The organism is Roseisolibacter agri, assembly GCF_030159095.1.
GTDB lineage: Bacteria > Gemmatimonadota > Gemmatimonadetes > Gemmatimonadales > Gemmatimonadaceae > Roseisolibacter > Roseisolibacter agri.
In genome coordinates, this window is record NZ_BRXS01000003.1 from 72327 (window position 1) to 87831 (window position 15505).

Consider the following 15505-nt stretch of genomic DNA (forward strand, 5'->3'; position numbering starts at 1 on the left):
GCACGGTCACGGCCGTGGCGCCGGCAGCTGGATCAGCGGCGTCGCGCCGCCCGAGACCTGCGGCAGCTGGCCGTTCCACTTCTTCATCTGCTCGTACTGCACGAGCGTCGGCGTGATGCTGCGCGACAGCAGCTCGTTCGCCTTCGCCTGCGCCTCGGCCTCGGTGAGGATCGCCTTCGCGCGGCCCGCCGCCTTGATCGAGTCGCCCTGCGCCTGGAAGGTGTTCTTCTGCAGCTCGTTCTGCGCGGTGAGCGCCTGCTGCTGCATCACGTTCTTCGTGTTGATCGCCTGCATCACCGACTCCGGCGCGCGCAGCTCGTTGAGCGTGAACTGCTTCACGACGATCCCGTACGGCGCGAGCCGCTGCGAGATGAGCCCCTGCGCGCGTCCCACCGCCTCCGCCTTCTTGGGGCCGATGATGTCGGCGATCTGCTCGCTGCCGATGACCTCCTGCAGCGCCTGGCGGATGGTCTGCTTCACGTAGCCGTGCTGGATGGTGCCGATGTCGGTGCGGAAGGTCTGGTAGAGCTGCGGCACCTTCGCCGGGTCGAGCTCGAACGACATCGACACGTCCACCGAGAGCGGCTGGCCTTCCTGCGAGTTGACGTTGATCTCGTCGTTCGGCCCGCCCTCGTCGTTCGCGCGCGTGAGGACGAGCGTCTGCATGAAGGTCGGGTACTCCTCGATCGCCGTCAGCAGCGGGTTGCGTGCGTGCAGCCCGGGGCCCAGCGGCGTGCGATCGACGCCGCCGCCGGTGCGGTGGATGACGATGCCGACGTGGCCGGGGTTCACGTACGTCACCATCGACGGCGCGAGCACCGTCAGCGCGAGGATGCCGGCGACGAACGCGAAGACGCGCCGCACCGAGCGTCCGGTGTCGCGCGGACGCGGCGGCTCGCCGCCGGCCACGCCGCGGCGTCCCGCACGGCCGCTCGTGGGCGTGTAGCTCCCGAGGTCGGGCATGCGCGCGCCGATGCCGGCGCGCAGCGTGTCGGCGAAGGACGAGGACGACTCCGTGGCGCCGTCGGCGCCGCTGTCACGTTCGTCAGGCGATCCCATCGAGGGTCTCCGCGTAGCAATGCGGGCAGATCCGCTCGCCGGTCGGCAGGCGGACGAGGTCGCGCTCCTCCAGGTCGCCGTGCAGCGGGCAGCGGAGGAACACCTCGCGCTCGATGCGCCGGCGGTTCGCGGACTGGCGGGCCCAGAGGCCCAGCGGGGTGTGCCCGAACACCCCATATGCGACGAGGGCGACCGCCACCGCGATGAACGCGGCGAAGAGGACGCCCTCGAGTAGGATCGTGACCATCGTGCCCCAATCTACGGGCCGCCGGTCCGGAAAGTTACGGGGCGCCGCGCCCGTCGCCGGTCCGTTACGCCGCCGGCTCCTCCGACACCGCCTCCGATTCCGGCACCGGCAGCGCCGCCGCGGTCGTGCCGAGCCGCCGGAGGAGCGCGCGGGCGGCCTGCTGCTCCTCGTGCGTCAGCCCGGCCATCGCCGCGTGCACCACCGCCGCGTGACGCGGGAACGCCTCCCGGACGAACGCCGTGCCGGCGTCGGTGAGCACCGCGTAGCGCGCGCGCCGGTCCTCGTCGCACCGGTCGCGGCGCACCAGCCCGCGCCGCTCCAGTCGGTCCACGAGGTACGTGACGCCGCCGCTCGACACGAGGAGCGAGCGCTGCACCTCGCCCAGCAGCATGGGGCCCTTGTGGTGCAGCGCCTCCAGCACGCCGAACTCGGCGAGCGTCAGCCCGTGGCGGGCGACGTCGGCGGCGGCGTGTGCGGCGATGGCGGCCTGCGCGCGCGACAGCACGACCCACAGCTTGAGCGCGTCGCGCTCGGCGGGGCCGACGTCGGGCGGGGTCGGGGTATGGCGCGGGTGGCTGGACGTCATGGCGCCCGCAAATTACCTCACCGTTGAGACGCTCCACCAGAGAGTCGAACGACCCTGGTCGCCGGCGCGTCCGCCCCACCCCGCCCTCCGCTTCCTACCTCCATCCCGCATCCATGACGATTCCCGACACGCCCCAGTCCGGGCTGCCCGACCGCCGCGCCTTCATGGGCGTGTTCGCCGCGATGGGGCTCGGCTCGACGCTGCTGCCCGGCGTGCTGTGGGCGAAGGTCTCCGACGGCGCCGAGGTCACGACGGCCAGCGTCGCGGCGGCGGCCGAGATCGCGGGGCTCGAGTTCGACGAGCAGGAGAGGACGACGCTCGTCGAGGCGCTGAAGCGCCAGCTCGCGCAGATCGAGGCGCTGCACAAGGTGCCGCTGCCGAACGAGGTCGCGCCCGCGATCCACTTCGACCCGCGCGTGCCGGGCACGTCGTCGGCGCTGCTGGGCACCACACGGCGCGGTGGAGCGGCGACCCCTGCGGCGCCCGCCGCGTCGAGCGCGGCGCGGATGACGCGCGCGCCGCAGCGCATCACGGCCGTGCCGCGCGACGCCGAGCTGGCGTTCCAGCCGGTGGCGGTGCTCGCGGAGCTGGTCCGCACGCGCAGGGTGACGCCGTCGCAGCTCACGGAGCTGTACCTGTCGCGCATCAAGGCGCACGATCCGGTGCTGAAGGCAGTCATCACCGTGACCGAGGAGCGCGCGCGCGCGCAGGCGAAGCAGCTGGACGACGAGATCGCGCGCGGCCGGTGGCGCGGCCCGCTGCACGGCATCCCGTGGGGCGCGAAGGACCTGCTGGCCGCGAAGGGCTACAAGACGACGTGGGGCGCGGGCCCGTACCGCGATCAGACGATCGACGCCGACGCCGAGGTGGTGAAGCGCCTCGACGCCGCGGGCGCGATCCTGATCGCGAAGCTGACGCTGGGTGAGCTGGCGCAGGGCGACGTGTGGTTCGGCAACGGGCCCACCGACGCCGGCCCGAACGAGACGACGCGCAAGGGCCAGCGCACGCGCAACCCGTGGAACGTGGAGCAGGGCTCGAGCGGATCGAGCGCGGGCCCCGCGAGCGCCACGGCGGCGGGCCTCGTGGGCTTCAGCATCGGCAGCGAGACGCTCGGCTCCATCTCGTCGCCGTCGACGCGCTGCGGCGTGACGGGGCTGCGGCCGACGTTCGGGCGCGTGCCGCGCACGGGCGCGATGGCGCTGTCGTGGACGATGGACAAGCTGGGCCCGATCTGCCGCTCGGTGGAGGACTGCGCGCTGGTGCTGGACGCGATCCACGGCCCGGACGGCGCGGACCTGACGTGCATCGAGGCGCCGTTCCGATGGGATGCCGCGCGCCCGCTGCGCGCCATCCGCGTCGGCTACGTGAAGCAGGCGTTCGACCTGCCGGCGACGGATCCCGCGAACCCGCAGCGGCAGCAGCATCCGACGAAGGCGTTCGACGACGCGGCGCTGGCAGTGCTGCGCGAGAAGGCGGGCATCGAGCTGGTTCCGGTCGAGCTGCCGAACGCGCCGTACGACGCGATGCGGATGATCCTGATCGCGGAGGCGGCGGCGGCGTTCGACGAGCTCACGCGGTCGAACCGCGACCGGGAGCTGGTGCAGCAGGGGCCGGGCGACTGGGCGAACACCTTCCGTCAGGCGCGCTTCATCCCCGCGGTGGACTACATCAACGCCAACCGCGTGCGCACGACGGCGATGCAGCAGTGGGCGCGCGTGTTCGACGCGGTGGACGTGATCGTGTCGCCGACGGGCGCGGCGGGGCTCAACCAGCTGACGGCGACGAACCTCACGGGCCATCCGGCGGTGATCCTGCCGCACGGCTTCAACCCGAACGGCACGCCGGTGTCGCTGACGTTCCTGGGGAAGCTGTTCGGCGAGGCCGAGCTGCTGCGCCTGGCGCACGCGTACCAGCAGGCGACGGACTTCCACCTGAAGCGGCCGGCGAAGTTCGTGTGAGCCGGCGTCGTCGCGCCGGACCCTGAAGAGCGAACGGCATTTGCAAGGATAAGATCGGAAAAGGTCGGATAACGACGGAGGGCTCCGCGTGAGTGCGAGGGATCGCGCACCACGCGGAGCCCTCCGTCGTTATCAGATCTTCTCAGATTCCCATCCTTGCTGCTGTTGCCGTTCGGGCCCGGCGGGCTTGCTGCATGGGCCGTGCAGCACGATGATTCATGCTCGCCGCGGCGCGCGGGGCGCCGGGCACACGAGGGGAGGAGGGGACGATGGGAAGTGGAGCCCTGCGCGAGCGCATCGCCGACGCGCTGCGGCAGCGCATCGCGGGCGGGCTGCAGCGCGGCGGGCTGCGGCCCGACGACCGGCTGCCGACGACGCGCGAGCTGGCCGTCGATCTGGACGCGGATCCGCGCGTGGTGGCCGCGGCCTACCGCATGCTCGCCGACGAGGGGCTGGTGGAGATACGGCCGCGCGCGGGCGTGTTCGTCGCCGCGCTCCCCGGCAACTCCGCGCTCCCCGGCACGCCGCCCACCGCGTGGATGGCCGACGTGGTGGCGCAGGGGATCGCGCGTGGCGTGGCGGTGCCGACGCTGGCCGCGTGGTTCGCGCGCGCGACGACCGGGCGTCCGACGGCGGCGGCGGTGGTCGCCGCGACGCTGGACCAGGCGATGGGCCTCGCGCGCGAGCTGCGCGACGACTTCGGGCTGTCGGCGCACGGCGTGCTGGCCGAGACGATCCGGCCGGGCGAGCGACTGCCGCGCGCGGTCGAGCGGGCGAACCTGCTGGTGGCCACCGAGCTGACCGCGCCCTTCGCGCGGCGGCTGGCGGAGCGACTCGGCAAGCGGCACGTGGTGATCGACGTGCGACCGGACCTGCTGAGCCCCGAGTGGCGCCTGCTGCTGACGCGCGTCGCGTACGTCGTGATCGCGGATCCGCGCTTCGGCGCGCTGGTGCACGCGCTGGTGGAAGGCGTGGAGGGCGCGACGAACGTGCGCGTGCTGGTCGCGGGCCGCGACAGCCTGTCGAGCATCCCGCCCGAGGCGCCGACCTACGTCACGGAGGCGGCGCGCGATCGCCTGGGCCGCACGAGCCTTCCGGGCCGCGTGCTGCCGCCGGCGCGCACGCTGGGCGCGGAGTCGACGCTGCTCATCACGCGGGCGCTGGTGGAGCGGAACCTCGCGGCGAAGTGAACGCTGCGTGCTGCGTGGCCTGCACCATCGCGCCGGCCTCCCCCTGCCTATTGGGGAGGACGCGGATGCTCCGGATCATGACGGATGCTGCGGATCGCTCCGTGTGGCGGCGACGTCCCATGCACGCCGCGGAGCGATCCGAATGATCCGTGCCGATCCGGAGCATCCGCATCCTCTCCAACAGGCGAAGAGGTCCGGTGCGCCGACGCGTCCCGACCGGCCGTACCCGAAGCACGCAGCACGCAGCCGTCACTTCCCCAGCTCGAACCGCAGCGCCTCCTCCACCGTCGGGTGCTGGAAGACGAAGCCCGCGTCGAGCAGTGCGCGCGGCACCACGCGCTGACTCACGAGCACCATCTCGTCGGCCTGCTGGCGGCCGAGCGCGAGGCGAACCGCGAAGGCGGGCGCTGGCACGATCGCGGGACGGTGCAGCACGCGACCGAGCGTGTGCGCGAACTCGTCGTTCGTCACGGGCTCGGGAGTCACGACGTTGACCGGGCCGCGCAGCGCGTCGTGCACGAGCGCGAAGTGCAGCGCGCCGATCACGTCGTCCAGCGCGACGACGCTCATCCACTGCGTGCCGTCGCCGATGTGGCCGCCCGCGCCCAGCTGGAACGGCAGCATGAGGCGCGGCAGCGCGCCGCCGCGCGGGCTGAGCACGATGCCGAAGCGCAGGCGCACGACGCGCACGCCGGCACGCTCCGCCGGTGCGGCCGCCGCCTCCCAGCGCTGCGCGACCTCGGGGAGGAAGCCGTGGCCGGGCGCGCTCGTCTCGTCGAGCAGCTCGTTCCCGCGGTCGCCGTAGTAGCCGATCGCGCTCGCGCACACCAGCGTGCGCGGACGCCGCTCCATCCGCGCCAGCGTCTCCGCGAGCAGCGCGGTGCCGCGCACGCGGCTGTCCTCGATCGCGCGCCGGTGCGCGGGCGTCCAGCGGTCCGCGACGCTCGCGCCGGCGAGGTGGACGACGGCGTCGACGCCCTCCAGCGCGTCCGGATCCAGGCGTCCGGCCGCCGGGTCCCACTGCACGTCGCGCAGCTGCGGCGTGGCCGACGGCTGCGGCGCGCCGCGCCCGATGCGCACCACCGTGTGGCCGCCGGTGGTGAGGAAGGGCACCAGCGTGGAGCCGATCATCCCCGACGCGCCGGTGACGGCGACGGTCATCGGCGGCGCGGCGGCGGCCGCGTGGCGGGCGAGGTCGTTGGCGGTCACGGCGTGGCGGTGACGGAAGAGGCGCGCGAGCTCCGCGCGGGCGAGCGCGCCGCCCACCAGCGCGCCCGGCACCCCGAAGGGTAGCGCGAGCTCCACGTCGTCGGTGAGGACGCTGGCGGCGGGACCATCGGGCTCGACGCGGTGCAGGTGCGTCCAGTACGCGAACGGGCCCTCCAGCTGCTCGTCGCGGAACTGCCGCCCCGGGACGTGATCGCGGTGCTCGACCACCCAGCGCGCTGGCACGACCAGGTCCACCAGCGGATCGAGCGCCGACAGCAGCGCCGGCGCGACGCGCACGTCGAGCTCGACGCGCGCGCCGTCGGTGATGCGGCCATCGGTGCGGACGACGCGCACGCGCTGCCACGGCGGCGACAGCCGCTCGAACGCGCCGGGGCGCTCGTGCCAGGCGAAGAGGTCCGCCGCGGGAACGGGGACGCGCAGCGATCGGGTGACGCGCATGCCGGACGAACGCACGCGGCAGCGTGCGGGGTCCCGATCAGTCGCCGAGCTGGCCGCCGTTCTGCTCGTCCACGAAGCGCCAGAGGTACCACGACGCGACCGTGCGCCACGGCGCCCACGGCGCGCCGATCGCCTGCACCTCGCGCGGCGTCGCGAGCGCCGGCAGCCCGTACGCGAGCTGCACGCCGCGCTGGATGCCGAGGTCGAGCTCCGGCAGCACGTCGGGCCGGCCGAGGCGGAACATGAGGAAGATCTGCGCGGTCCAGCGGCCGACGCCCTTCACGCGCGAGAGCGCGGCGATGGCCCCGTCGTCGTCGAGCGCGTCGATGTCGTCGAGCGGCACGTCGCGCGACGCGACGCGCGCCGCGAGGTCGCGCAGGTAGCCGATCTTCTGCCGCGACAGCCCCGCCGCGCGCAGCGTCTCGTCGGAGGTCGCGAGCAGCTCGGCCGGCTCGGGCGCGCGGTCGCCGTAGAGCGCGTGGAAGCGCCGGTGGATCGTGCCCGCGGCCTTGCCGGAGAGCTGCTGGTAGACGATCGAGCGCGCGACCGCCTCGAAGTGCGTGCCTTCCGCGCGGTGCGCGAAGGCGCAGGGACCGACGACGTCGACGACGGCGTGCATCACCGGGTCGACGGCCTGCAGGTGGGCGATGGCGTCGTCGTAGGGCATGCGCAAGGATAGCTGCGTGCTGCGCGGCCCGCGTCGCTGCGCCGGACCCCAACGGCAACGGCAGCAAGGATGAAAGGCCGAGCGCCGGACCCGAACGACAACGGCAGCAAGGATGAAAGTCTGACAAGATCGGATAAGAGCGGATGGCTCCGCGTGGCGGCGAGGAACCGCGCGCCACGCGGAGCCATCCGCTCTTATCAGACCTTATCCGATCTTCATCCTTGCAAATGCCGTTCGGCGTTCCGGGCCGCAGTCCCTACTTGTTCCCGCGGTCCGCGTCCGACCGGTTGCCGCCGCCCTGCCCCGTGCTGCGGATGTTCGCGCGGTGGTCCGTGTCGCCGCCGGCCGGATGCGCGGTGTGCCCGCCGCGCCCCTGGAACTCGTCGGGGTCGTGGCCGTGGCGGCGCATGTCGATGTCGCGACGGTTCTTCTCGCTGTTCTTCTCCGCCTCGTCGTGCTGCGTGCGGTTCTCGAACAGGCGGTGGCCGCCGTCGCGGTTGAGGTCCGGGTTGGCGATGCGGCGCTCGTGGTCCTCCGCGTCCGAGCCGCGGCCGCCCGCGCCGCCGGCCCGCGGATCGTCGTTCGCGCGCTCCGCGCCATCGTCGCGCCGCGAGTGGTCGCTGATCCCGTCGAGGAAGGCCTCGCGCGCCTTCGGGCCCTGCTGCCCCTCGGCGTGCTGCTGCGCGCCCTTCTGCTCGCCACGCGTGTCGTTGCTGTGCTTCGGCTTGCCCATGCGCTGCTCCATGTGTGCGGGTGCGGCGGAGGGGGCAAGCGTCGTACCCGACCGGATCGGTTGGGTCGTCCGACCCACGACGCGTGGCGGGGCCCGGCCGATCATTGCGTTGCAGTCGGAGGGACCGGGCGGCCGTGGGAGAATCCCCCACAGCGCACACCGCCACCGCCCGACTGGCGCCCCACGCCCGCGGCCCCATCTTCCGTTCACGATGCGCCCCCGCCCCACCACCCGCCTGGCCTCGCTGCTCCTCGGCCTGCTCTACCTGCTCGCGTGGGGAGAGCCGGTCGCGTGGCATCCGTGCCCGATGCACGACGGCGTGGCCGCGGCGGCCGCGGTGGCGGGCGCGAAGGCGGCGCACGGTGGGCACGACGCGCATGCCGGCCACGCGGCCGCGCCCGCCGCAGCCCACGAGGCGGCGCCGGCCCCCGACGCGGACCACGGCGACCACGCCTGCCAGTGCCTCGGCAGCGGCTGCTCGGCCCCGGGCATCGCGGCGCCGACGGTCCAGGCCGTCCGCTGGCGCGTCCTGGTGGCGCGCCGGGCCGAGCCGCCGGCCCCTGCCCCGGCGTTCGCCCGGGCGGCGGCGCCCCGGCTCCTTCCGTTCTCGAACGGCCCACCGACTCCGGCCTGAGTCGCCGGGCCCGGCCTGGCGACTCCGACGACGCGTCCCCATCGACGCCGCCGTCGCCGTCCGGACGTCCCGACTCCCGGTTCGCACCGGACGTGACGCGGCCCCCCTCAGGCCTGGGCCCGACCATGTCCCGCACCGCTCGTTCGCGCGCCGCCCTCGCGGTGGCGCTGCTGCTCCCGTTCCCGGCCGCGCTCTCCGCGCAGGCATCTCCCGCGTCCGCCACCACCCAGCCCGCACGCGCGGGCCTCGTCGAGGGGCGGATCACGACGCCCGCCGGCGCGCCGCTGGCGGACGTCCTCGTGCTGCTGCAGGCCGCCGGCGGCCCGCCGCGCGGCGCGATGACCGACGACGCCGGCCGCTACGCCATCCGCGGCGTTCCCGAAGGCCCGTACACGCTCGTCGCCCGCCGCGTCGGCCTGGGCGAGCAGCGTCGCGCGCTCACCGTCGGCGCGGGCGCGACGCGCCTCGATCTCGCGCTGGCCGAGGAGGCCGCGGTCGTCGCGCCCGTGGTCGTCAGCGCGACGCGCGAGACGCAGCGGCGCGCCGAGGCGTCGGCCACGATCGACGTGCTGGACGGCGCGGAGGTGCGGCTCGCGCGCGCCGCGCATCCGGCGCAGGTGCTGAAGCGCGTTCCCGGCGTCTATGTCTCGCAGCTCTCGGGCGAGGGGCACTCGATGGCGATCCGGCAGCCGATCACCACGAAGCCGATGTACCTCTACCTCGAGGACGGGATCCCGACCCGCGCGACGGGCTTCTTCAACCACAACGCGCTCTACGAGGTCAACATCCCGCAGAGCGGCGGCATCGAGGTGCTGAAGGGGCCGGGCACCGCGCTCTACGGCAGCGACGCGATCGGCGGCGTGGTGAACGTGCTCACGCGCCCCGCGCCCGCGGCGCCGAGCGTGGAGATCGCGACCGAGGGCGGCGGGTACGGCTACGGCCGGATGCTCGCGAGCGGCGGCACGACGCGCGGCCGCGACGGCGTGCGCGCGGACCTGAACCTCACGCGCATGGACGGGTGGCGCGACCGCAACGCCTACGACCGGCAGAGCGCGACGGTGCGCTGGGACCACTTCGGCGACGACGGGCTGACGATCCGCACCACGGTCACCGGCACGCGCGTGGACCAGAACGATGCGATCGCGCAGGACTCGGCCCAGTTCGCGACGCGCGACCCGCTCAACCGCTCGCCGCTGGCGTTCCGCACGGTCAACGCGCTGCGCGCCGCGACCACGATCGAGCGCCAGACGGAGCACGCCAGCTGGAGCGTGGCGCCGTACGCGCGCCACAACGTGCTCGACCTGCTCCCCAACTGGCAGCTGACGTTCGACCCGCAGCGGTGGTCCACGCGCAGCACGTCGTACGGGTTACTGGCCAAGGTGCGCCGCGACGTCGCGCCGCTGAAGGCGCGCGTGATCGCGGGCGCGGACCTCGACCTCTCGCCGGGGAGCTTCGTCGCCGACTCGCTGCGGCTGTTCCGCAGCGGGAGCGGCGTGACGCTGCGCTACGACAGCGCGCAGGCGACGCGCACGGTGTACGACTACGACGTGACCTACCGCCAGGCGTCGCCGTACGTGCAGGCCGAGCTCGCGCCGACGGCGCGGCTGCGCGTGGACGCGGGCGCGCGCTACGACTGGATGTCGTACGACTACACGACGAACCTCGCGCCGACGCAGGTCGGGCGGTGGCGCGTGCCGGAGAGCACGACGCGCACGTACACGCGCCTCAGCCCCAAGGTCGGCGTCACGTACGAGGCGTCGAAGGCGCTCGGCCTGTTCGCGAGCTGGCGCGCCGGCTTCCGCGCGCCCAGCCAGGGGCAGCTGTTCACGCAGGGCACGACGGCCAACACGGTGGACCTCGCGCCGGTGAAGGTCGCCTCGAGCGAGATGGGCGTGCGCGGCCAGCTCGGGCGCCGCGTGCTGTACCAGGCGTCGGCGTACGACATGACGATCCGCGACGACATCCTCACCTTCACGCGCCCGGACGGGCTGCGCGAGGCGCGCAACGCCGGCACCACGCGCCACCGCGGCGTGGAGGCGAGCGTGGGCGCGATGCTCCTGCCGACGCTCAAGCTGGACGCGTCGTGGTCGGTGAGCGCGCAGCGCTACGTGACGTACGCGCCGACGTCGGCGATCAGCTACGCGGGGCTCGACATCGAGCAGGCGCCGACGCAGCTGGGGAACGCGCTGCTGTCGTGGAGCCCGCGCGTGCTGAAGGGTGGACGCCTCGCAGCCGAGTGGTCGCACACCGGCTCGTACGTCGCCGGCTACGCGCTGGACGCGCAGAGCCGTCCGACGACGCCGCGCACGTACGGCGGGCACGACGTGCTGCACCTGCACGCCAACGCGCAGCTCACGCACCGCATCGAGCTGTTCGGGCGCGTGCTGAACGTGACGGACCGGAACTACGCCGAGCTGGCGGGCTTCACCTTCAACGACCGCGTCCAGCCCTACCAGTACACGCCCGGCGCGCCGCGCACCGTGTACGCGGGGCTGCGCTACAACTGGACCCGCTGAGGTGCGCGCGATGACGATCCCATTCCGTACGCGGGCGCTGGCCGCCGGCGCCGCGCTCGCGGCGCTGGCCTGCGCGCGGCTGGCCGCCGACGGGCGCGGCGGCGTGTCGCTCGGCGACGCGCGCGTGCTCACGGGCGCGACGGCGAACGTCGGCACGGCGCCGACGCTGGCGATGGGCCCGGGCGGCCGCCGCGCCACGGCGTGGGTGTCCGCGCCCGACGGGGGCAGCGACGGGCGGCTCTACGTCGCCGTCGCCGACTCGGCCGGCGTGCTCGGCGCGCCGGTGGAGGTCCGCGATCCGCTGGGCCCCATCGAGCCGCACGGCGAGGCGCCGCCCAAGCTGGCGTACGGCGCCGACGGCGCGCTCTACGCGCTCTGGGTCGTCGGGAAGGAGGTCCCCGGCCGCCGCTTCCCCGCCAGCGCGCTGCGCTTCGCCCGCTCGGCCGACGGCGGCCACACGTGGAGCGCGCCCGCCAGCGTGACCGACGCGCCGCAGCCGTTCGGGAGCTTCAACTTCCACTCGCTGCAGGCGGGGCGCGGCGACACCGTGTACGCCGCGTGGCTGGACGGGCGCGACGGGAAGAGCGCGACGTACTTCACACGCTCGACCGACGGCGGACGGACGTGGCAGCCGAACGTGCGCGTGCACGCGGGCGAGAGCTGCCCCTGCTGCCGCACGGCGGTCGCGCCCGGGCGCGGCGACACGGTCTATGCGGCGTGGCGCACGGTGGCGCCGGGCCAGGTGCGCGAGGTCGTCGTGGCGCGGTCGGCGGATGGTGGACGGACGTGGGCGGCGCCGGTGCGCGCGCAGCGCGACGGCTGGGTGATCGACGGCTGCCCGCACGCGGGCCCGTCGCTGACGGTGGACGCCGCGGGCCGCGTGCACGTCGCGTGGTGGAGCGGGAAGGAGGGCGCCGCCGGCGTCTTCTACGCGCGGTCGGACGACGGCGGGCAGGCGTTCGGCGCGCCGGTGCCGCTGGGGGTGGCCGAGCGGTCGCGGCCGGCGCACGTGCAGCTCGCGGTCACGGGAGACGGCGCGGCGGCCGGGCGCGTGGTGGTCGCGTGGGACGACGGGACGCGCAACACGCCGGTGGTGCAGGTGCGCGTGTCGCGCGACGGCGGGGCGACCTTCGGCCCGGCCACCCACGCGAGCGACGGCGCGCGCGCGGCGACCTTCCCCGTACTGGCGCTCGATGGCGCCCGACTGGCGCTGGCCTGGAGCGAGGAGGCCCCCGCGGAGCCTGCCCATGAGGGACACGGCGCGGCGATGAAGGATGCGAAGGCGCCCATGCCGCTGCCGACGGTGGGGCAGCGCACGGTGGTGGTGCGGGACGGCAGGGTCGACTGAACGAATCATGAACGGGTGTTGACTCGACGCTGCAGGCTCAGGTATGTGTTGTGCATGAGCTACACACGACCCCCGGCACGTCCGTCGGGGGTCGATCTGTATCTGTTGCCGGGAGTCCCGCATGACCCTGCTCCGTTCCCTCGTCGGCGCAGCGGCGATGGCCCTGTCCGCCACCGTCGCCGCCGCGCAGACGACCGTCACCTACCTCGGCGGGACGACCGCCGAGAGCGACGGCTACCACCTCATCGGCCCGTTCAACGGCACGCTCCAGACGCTCCCCGGCAGCGCGCAGTCGATCACGATGTTCTGCATCGACGTGCTGAACGACGTCTCGATCGGGGACAGCTGGACGGGCGTGCTGACCAGCCTCGCCGACCCGGCGGCGACGCTGAGCACGACGCGGCACGCCGCCGCCAGCGACCCGACGGCGATGACGAAGTACCGCACGACCGCCTGGCTGACGACGCAGTTCGGCCTGCACTCGAGCGAGTCGTGGGCCGACATCCAGCACGCGATCTGGAACGTCTGGGCGCCGGGTCAGTACGCGGCGAACGCGTGGGACGCGGCCGGCGCGTCGGCGGCCGCCTCGGGCTTCGCGGGCTTCGACTTCTCGAACTACTGGGTGCTGACCGACGTCACCGGCGTCGGCCAGGCGCTCGGCGGCGCGCAGGAGTTCATCGTGCCCGGGATCGGCGGCGGCGGCACGGGCTCGGTCGTCCCGGAGCCGTCCACGTACCTGCTGATGGCGACCGGCATGGTCGCGCTGGCGGGCGTCGCGCGGCGCCGCCGGCAGTCGGTGCGCACGCGCTGACGGGCGACACGACCCCCGGAACGCGATGCGGGCCCGGCTTCCACTCGGAAGCCGGGCCCGCATCGCATGCGGCGGCGACGATCGAAGATCGAGGGCCGAGGATCAGACCATCGCCAGCGCGTCGCCCGTCACGCGCGCCAGCGCGCGCAGCACCGACGGCGCCACCTGCGGCAGCCCGACGATCTCCGCGGCCGCACCCATCTTGATCGCCTCGCGCGGCATCCCGAAGACGACGCACGTCTCCTCGTCCTGCGCGACCGTGTGCGCGCCGGCCTCGCGCATCGCCAGCATCCCCTTCGCGCCGTCGGCGCCCATGCCCGTGAGGATGACGCCGATCGCGTTGCGCCCCGCGTGGCGCGCGACGCTCTGGAACAGGACGTCCACGGCGGGCCGCTGGTGGTGCACCGGCGGGCCGTCCTTGATGCGCGCGAAGTAGCGCGCGCCGCTGAGCTGCAGCACCATGTGCTTCCCGCCCGGCGCGACGAGCGCGACCCCCGGCACCACGGCGTCGCCGTCGCGCGCCTCGCGCACCTCCATCGCGCACAGCCCGTTCAGCCGCTTCGCGAACGCCGCGGTGAAGTGCTCGGGCATGTGCTGCACGATCACCGTGCCCGGCGCGTTGGCCGGCAGCGCGCGCAGCACCTGCTCGATGGCCTGCGTGCCGCCGGTGGACGCGCCGATGGCGAGCACCTTGTGCGTCGTGTCGAGCAGCACGGGCGGCGGCGCGAGGTCGGGCACGTCGGCACCGACCGCTCCACGCACCGCCGGCGCGGGCGCCGGCGCGGACGCCACGGTCCGCACGCGGGCGCGCGCCGCGGTGCGCACCGCGCGCGCCAGCTCGTCGGTGATGCCCTGCGTGGACAGCGCGGATCCCGGCTTGGCGATCACGTCCACGGCGCCGAGCGAGAGCGCGCGCACGGCGTTGTCGCTGTCGCGCGGCGTCAGCGAGCTGACGACGACGACGGGGAGCGGGAAGTGACGCATCAGCTTCGCGAGGAAGCTGAGGCCGTCCATGCGCGGCATCTCGACGTCGAGCGTGATGACGTCGGGACGGAGGCGGACGATCTTCTCGCGGGCGACGTAGGGGTCGATCGCGGTGCCGACGACCTCGATGTCCGCATGCTTCGAGAGCTGCTCGCTCAGGATCTTGCGCACGAGGGCGGAGTCGTCGACGATGAGGACGCGGATCACGGCAGCAGGTGCAACGGGGCGGGATCGTCCAGGACCAGCGTCAGCACGGCGCGGCCGCCGTCGACGCCGAGCGTCGCGGTGAGCGCGGACGGGCCGTCGCCGGCGGCCGGCGCGTCCGCGACGGCGCGGACGGCGGGTGCGGCGAGGTGGAACACGGCCTCACGGCCGGCGACCAGCGGCAGCACGTTGCCGCAGACGACGTTGGCGAGCTCCCCGACGGCGTCGTGCCGCCACTGGCTCTCGTGACGAACCGTGTCAGGGTCGAGGCCGAGCATGTTGGCCGCCAGCGCGACGGCCACGTCGTCGCTCACCGCGACGTCGAGCGCGCCCGCGCACGGGCCCGTGAAGGCCACGCGCACGGCGTGCGTCAGCGGCGCGTCGAGCTGCGCGCCGCTCGGCGGCGACTCGGCGAACAGGAGGGCGAGCGACTCAAAAGTCGAAGTCGCCGCCGTCAGCAGCGGGGACGGCATAGTACTCGTCATCGGGGGTCACGCCGGTCACGCGGAGGATGGTCGCGCGGAGGTCCTCCGGCGCGAAGGGCTTGTGCACGAACGCGACGCCGAGCTCCTCGAGCGCGTGCACGCGCGTCTCGCTGCTCTCGGTGGAGACGACGATCACGGGCAGGCGCGCGGTCTCGGGATCGGCGCGCAGGCGGCGGAGCATCTCCTCCCCGTTCATCACGGGCATGTTGATGTCGAGGAGCACGAGGTCGATCCAGTTCGCGCCGAGCTGGCGCAGCCCCTCCTCGCCGTTGCCCGCCTCGTAGAACTCGCCGAGCGGCACGCCGCTCATCTTGACGACGCGGATGATCATCGCGCGCATCACCGCGCTGTCGTCGACGACCAGGACGTTGAAAGCCATGGCTAGATCCGGGAGCCGCGGAGGACGGCGCCGCGA

General features: G+C 74.1%; 15 protein-coding genes. 6 read left to right on the forward strand and 9 right to left on the reverse strand.

The genetic code is table 11. From position 1 onward, the window contains the following. Positions 1-6: 6 nt before the first annotated feature. From rosag_RS09050 to rosag_RS09060, 3 genes are all read right to left on the reverse strand, one after another. The gene (locus tag rosag_RS09050) at positions 7-1059 is read right to left on the reverse strand and encodes a prohibitin family protein (protein ID WP_284349767.1); all 1053 of its coding nucleotides are present in this window, start codon (positions 1057-1059) and stop codon (positions 7-9) included. Continuing rightward, positions 1046-1306: a hypothetical protein gene (locus rosag_RS09055; RefSeq protein WP_284349768.1), complete on the reverse strand. Its 261-nt coding sequence runs from the start codon at positions 1304-1306 to the stop codon at positions 1046-1048. Before rosag_RS09055 ends, rosag_RS09050 begins: the two co-directional genes overlap by 14 nt. 64 nt (positions 1307-1370) lie before the next feature. Further along, a complete protein-coding gene (locus rosag_RS09060) occupies positions 1371-1892 on the reverse strand; it encodes a MarR family winged helix-turn-helix transcriptional regulator (RefSeq protein WP_284349769.1) in 522 nt (173 codons plus the stop codon). Between the two features lie 113 nt (positions 1893-2005). Between rosag_RS09060 and rosag_RS09065 the strand changes: the two genes are divergently transcribed. Both rosag_RS09065 and rosag_RS09070 read left to right on the forward strand, forming a co-directional pair. Further along, positions 2006-3850, forward strand: coding sequence for an amidase (locus rosag_RS09065; RefSeq protein WP_284349770.1), 1845 nt, complete (start codon positions 2006-2008; stop codon positions 3848-3850). A gap of 269 nt (positions 3851-4119) precedes the next feature. Beyond that, entirely contained in the window at positions 4120-5040 is a 921-nt protein-coding gene (locus rosag_RS09070; protein WP_284349771.1) for a GntR family transcriptional regulator, read from the forward strand. Between the two features lie 249 nt (positions 5041-5289). On the opposite strand, the gene rosag_RS09075 is transcribed toward rosag_RS09070, so the two are convergent. The 3 genes from rosag_RS09075 to rosag_RS09085 all read right to left on the reverse strand — a co-directional run bounded on the left by rosag_RS09075 (position 5290) and on the right by rosag_RS09085 (position 8120). Continuing rightward, the gene (locus rosag_RS09075) at positions 5290-6708 is read right to left on the reverse strand and encodes a TIGR01777 family oxidoreductase (RefSeq protein WP_284349772.1); all 1419 of its coding nucleotides are present in this window, start codon (positions 6706-6708) and stop codon (positions 5290-5292) included. A gap of 37 nt (positions 6709-6745) precedes the next feature. Then, positions 6746-7375, reverse strand: a complete 630-nt coding sequence (locus rosag_RS09080) for a DNA-3-methyladenine glycosylase family protein (protein ID WP_284349773.1) — start codon at positions 7373-7375, stop codon at positions 6746-6748. A 256-nt stretch (positions 7376-7631) separates the two neighbouring features. Continuing rightward, positions 7632-8120: a hypothetical protein gene (locus rosag_RS09085; RefSeq protein ID WP_284349774.1), complete on the reverse strand. Its 489-nt coding sequence runs from the start codon at positions 8118-8120 to the stop codon at positions 7632-7634. Between the two features lie 199 nt (positions 8121-8319). On the opposite strand from rosag_RS09085, the gene rosag_RS09090 reads away from it, so the two are divergent. The 4 genes from rosag_RS09090 (at position 8320) to rosag_RS09105 (ending at position 13417) form a co-directional block, all read left to right on the forward strand. Continuing rightward, positions 8320-8742 (forward strand): hypothetical protein, encoded by a 423-nt coding sequence (locus tag rosag_RS09090; RefSeq protein WP_284349775.1) that lies wholly within the window; start codon positions 8320-8322, stop codon positions 8740-8742. 125 nt (positions 8743-8867) lie between these two features. Continuing rightward, the gene (locus rosag_RS09095; RefSeq protein WP_284349776.1) at positions 8868-11258 is read left to right on the forward strand and encodes a TonB-dependent receptor; all 2391 of its coding nucleotides are present in this window, start codon (positions 8868-8870) and stop codon (positions 11256-11258) included. 10 nt (positions 11259-11268) lie between these two features. Continuing rightward, positions 11269-12606, forward strand: a complete 1338-nt coding sequence (locus tag rosag_RS09100) for a sialidase family protein (RefSeq protein WP_284349778.1) — start codon at positions 11269-11271, stop codon at positions 12604-12606. 121 nt (positions 12607-12727) lie between these two features. After that, complete coding sequence (locus tag rosag_RS09105) at positions 12728-13417, forward strand: PEP-CTERM sorting domain-containing protein (protein ID WP_284349779.1); 690 nt, start codon at positions 12728-12730, stop codon at positions 13415-13417. Positions 13418-13519: 102 nt separating this feature from the next. On the opposite strand, the gene rosag_RS09110 is transcribed toward rosag_RS09105, so the two are convergent. The 3 genes from rosag_RS09110 to rosag_RS09120 are packed head-to-tail and all read right to left on the reverse strand — an operon-like array spanning position 13520 to position 15469. Continuing rightward, a complete protein-coding gene (locus rosag_RS09110) occupies positions 13520-14608 on the reverse strand; it encodes a protein-glutamate methylesterase/protein-glutamine glutaminase (protein ID WP_284349780.1) in 1089 nt (362 codons plus the stop codon). Next, positions 14605-15078: a chemotaxis protein CheX gene (locus rosag_RS09115; RefSeq protein WP_284349781.1), complete on the reverse strand. Its 474-nt coding sequence runs from the start codon at positions 15076-15078 to the stop codon at positions 14605-14607. Before rosag_RS09115 ends, rosag_RS09110 begins: the two co-directional genes overlap by 4 nt. Then, a complete protein-coding gene (locus rosag_RS09120) occupies positions 15038-15469 on the reverse strand; it encodes a response regulator (protein ID WP_284349782.1) in 432 nt (143 codons plus the stop codon). Before rosag_RS09120 ends, rosag_RS09115 begins: the two co-directional genes overlap by 41 nt. Between the last annotated feature and the right edge of the window lie 36 nt (positions 15470-15505).

What these genes read in the sequence shown, in the direction of transcription:
- rosag_RS09050 (WP_284349767.1), bottom strand. Translation starts at nt 1,059, where the DNA reads ATGGGATCGCCTGACGAACGTGACAGCGGCGCCGACGGCGCCACGGAG.
- rosag_RS09055 (WP_284349768.1), bottom strand. Translation starts at nt 1,306, where the DNA reads ATGGTCACGATCCTACTCGAGGGCGTCCTCTTCGCCGCGTTCATCGCG.
- rosag_RS09060 (WP_284349769.1), bottom strand. Translation starts at nt 1,892, where the DNA reads ATGACGTCCAGCCACCCGCGCCATACCCCGACCCCGCCCGACGTCGGC.
- rosag_RS09065 (WP_284349770.1), top strand. Translation starts at nt 2,006, where the DNA reads ATGACGATTCCCGACACGCCCCAGTCCGGGCTGCCCGACCGCCGCGCC.
- rosag_RS09070 (WP_284349771.1), top strand. Translation starts at nt 4,120, where the DNA reads ATGGGAAGTGGAGCCCTGCGCGAGCGCATCGCCGACGCGCTGCGGCAG.
- rosag_RS09075 (WP_284349772.1), bottom strand. Translation starts at nt 6,708, where the DNA reads ATGCGCGTCACCCGATCGCTGCGCGTCCCCGTTCCCGCGGCGGACCTC.
- rosag_RS09080 (WP_284349773.1), bottom strand. Translation starts at nt 7,375, where the DNA reads ATGCCCTACGACGACGCCATCGCCCACCTGCAGGCCGTCGACCCGGTG.
- rosag_RS09085 (WP_284349774.1), bottom strand. Translation starts at nt 8,120, where the DNA reads ATGGAGCAGCGCATGGGCAAGCCGAAGCACAGCAACGACACGCGTGGC.
- rosag_RS09090 (WP_284349775.1), top strand. Translation starts at nt 8,320, where the DNA reads ATGCGCCCCCGCCCCACCACCCGCCTGGCCTCGCTGCTCCTCGGCCTG.
- rosag_RS09095 (WP_284349776.1), top strand. Translation starts at nt 8,868, where the DNA reads ATGTCCCGCACCGCTCGTTCGCGCGCCGCCCTCGCGGTGGCGCTGCTG.
- rosag_RS09100 (WP_284349778.1), top strand. Translation starts at nt 11,269, where the DNA reads ATGACGATCCCATTCCGTACGCGGGCGCTGGCCGCCGGCGCCGCGCTC.
- rosag_RS09105 (WP_284349779.1), top strand. Translation starts at nt 12,728, where the DNA reads ATGACCCTGCTCCGTTCCCTCGTCGGCGCAGCGGCGATGGCCCTGTCC.
- rosag_RS09115 (WP_284349781.1), bottom strand. Translation starts at nt 15,078, where the DNA reads ATGCCGTCCCCGCTGCTGACGGCGGCGACTTCGACTTTTGAGTCGCTC.
- rosag_RS09120 (WP_284349782.1), bottom strand. Translation starts at nt 15,469, where the DNA reads ATGGCTTTCAACGTCCTGGTCGTCGACGACAGCGCGGTGATGCGCGCG.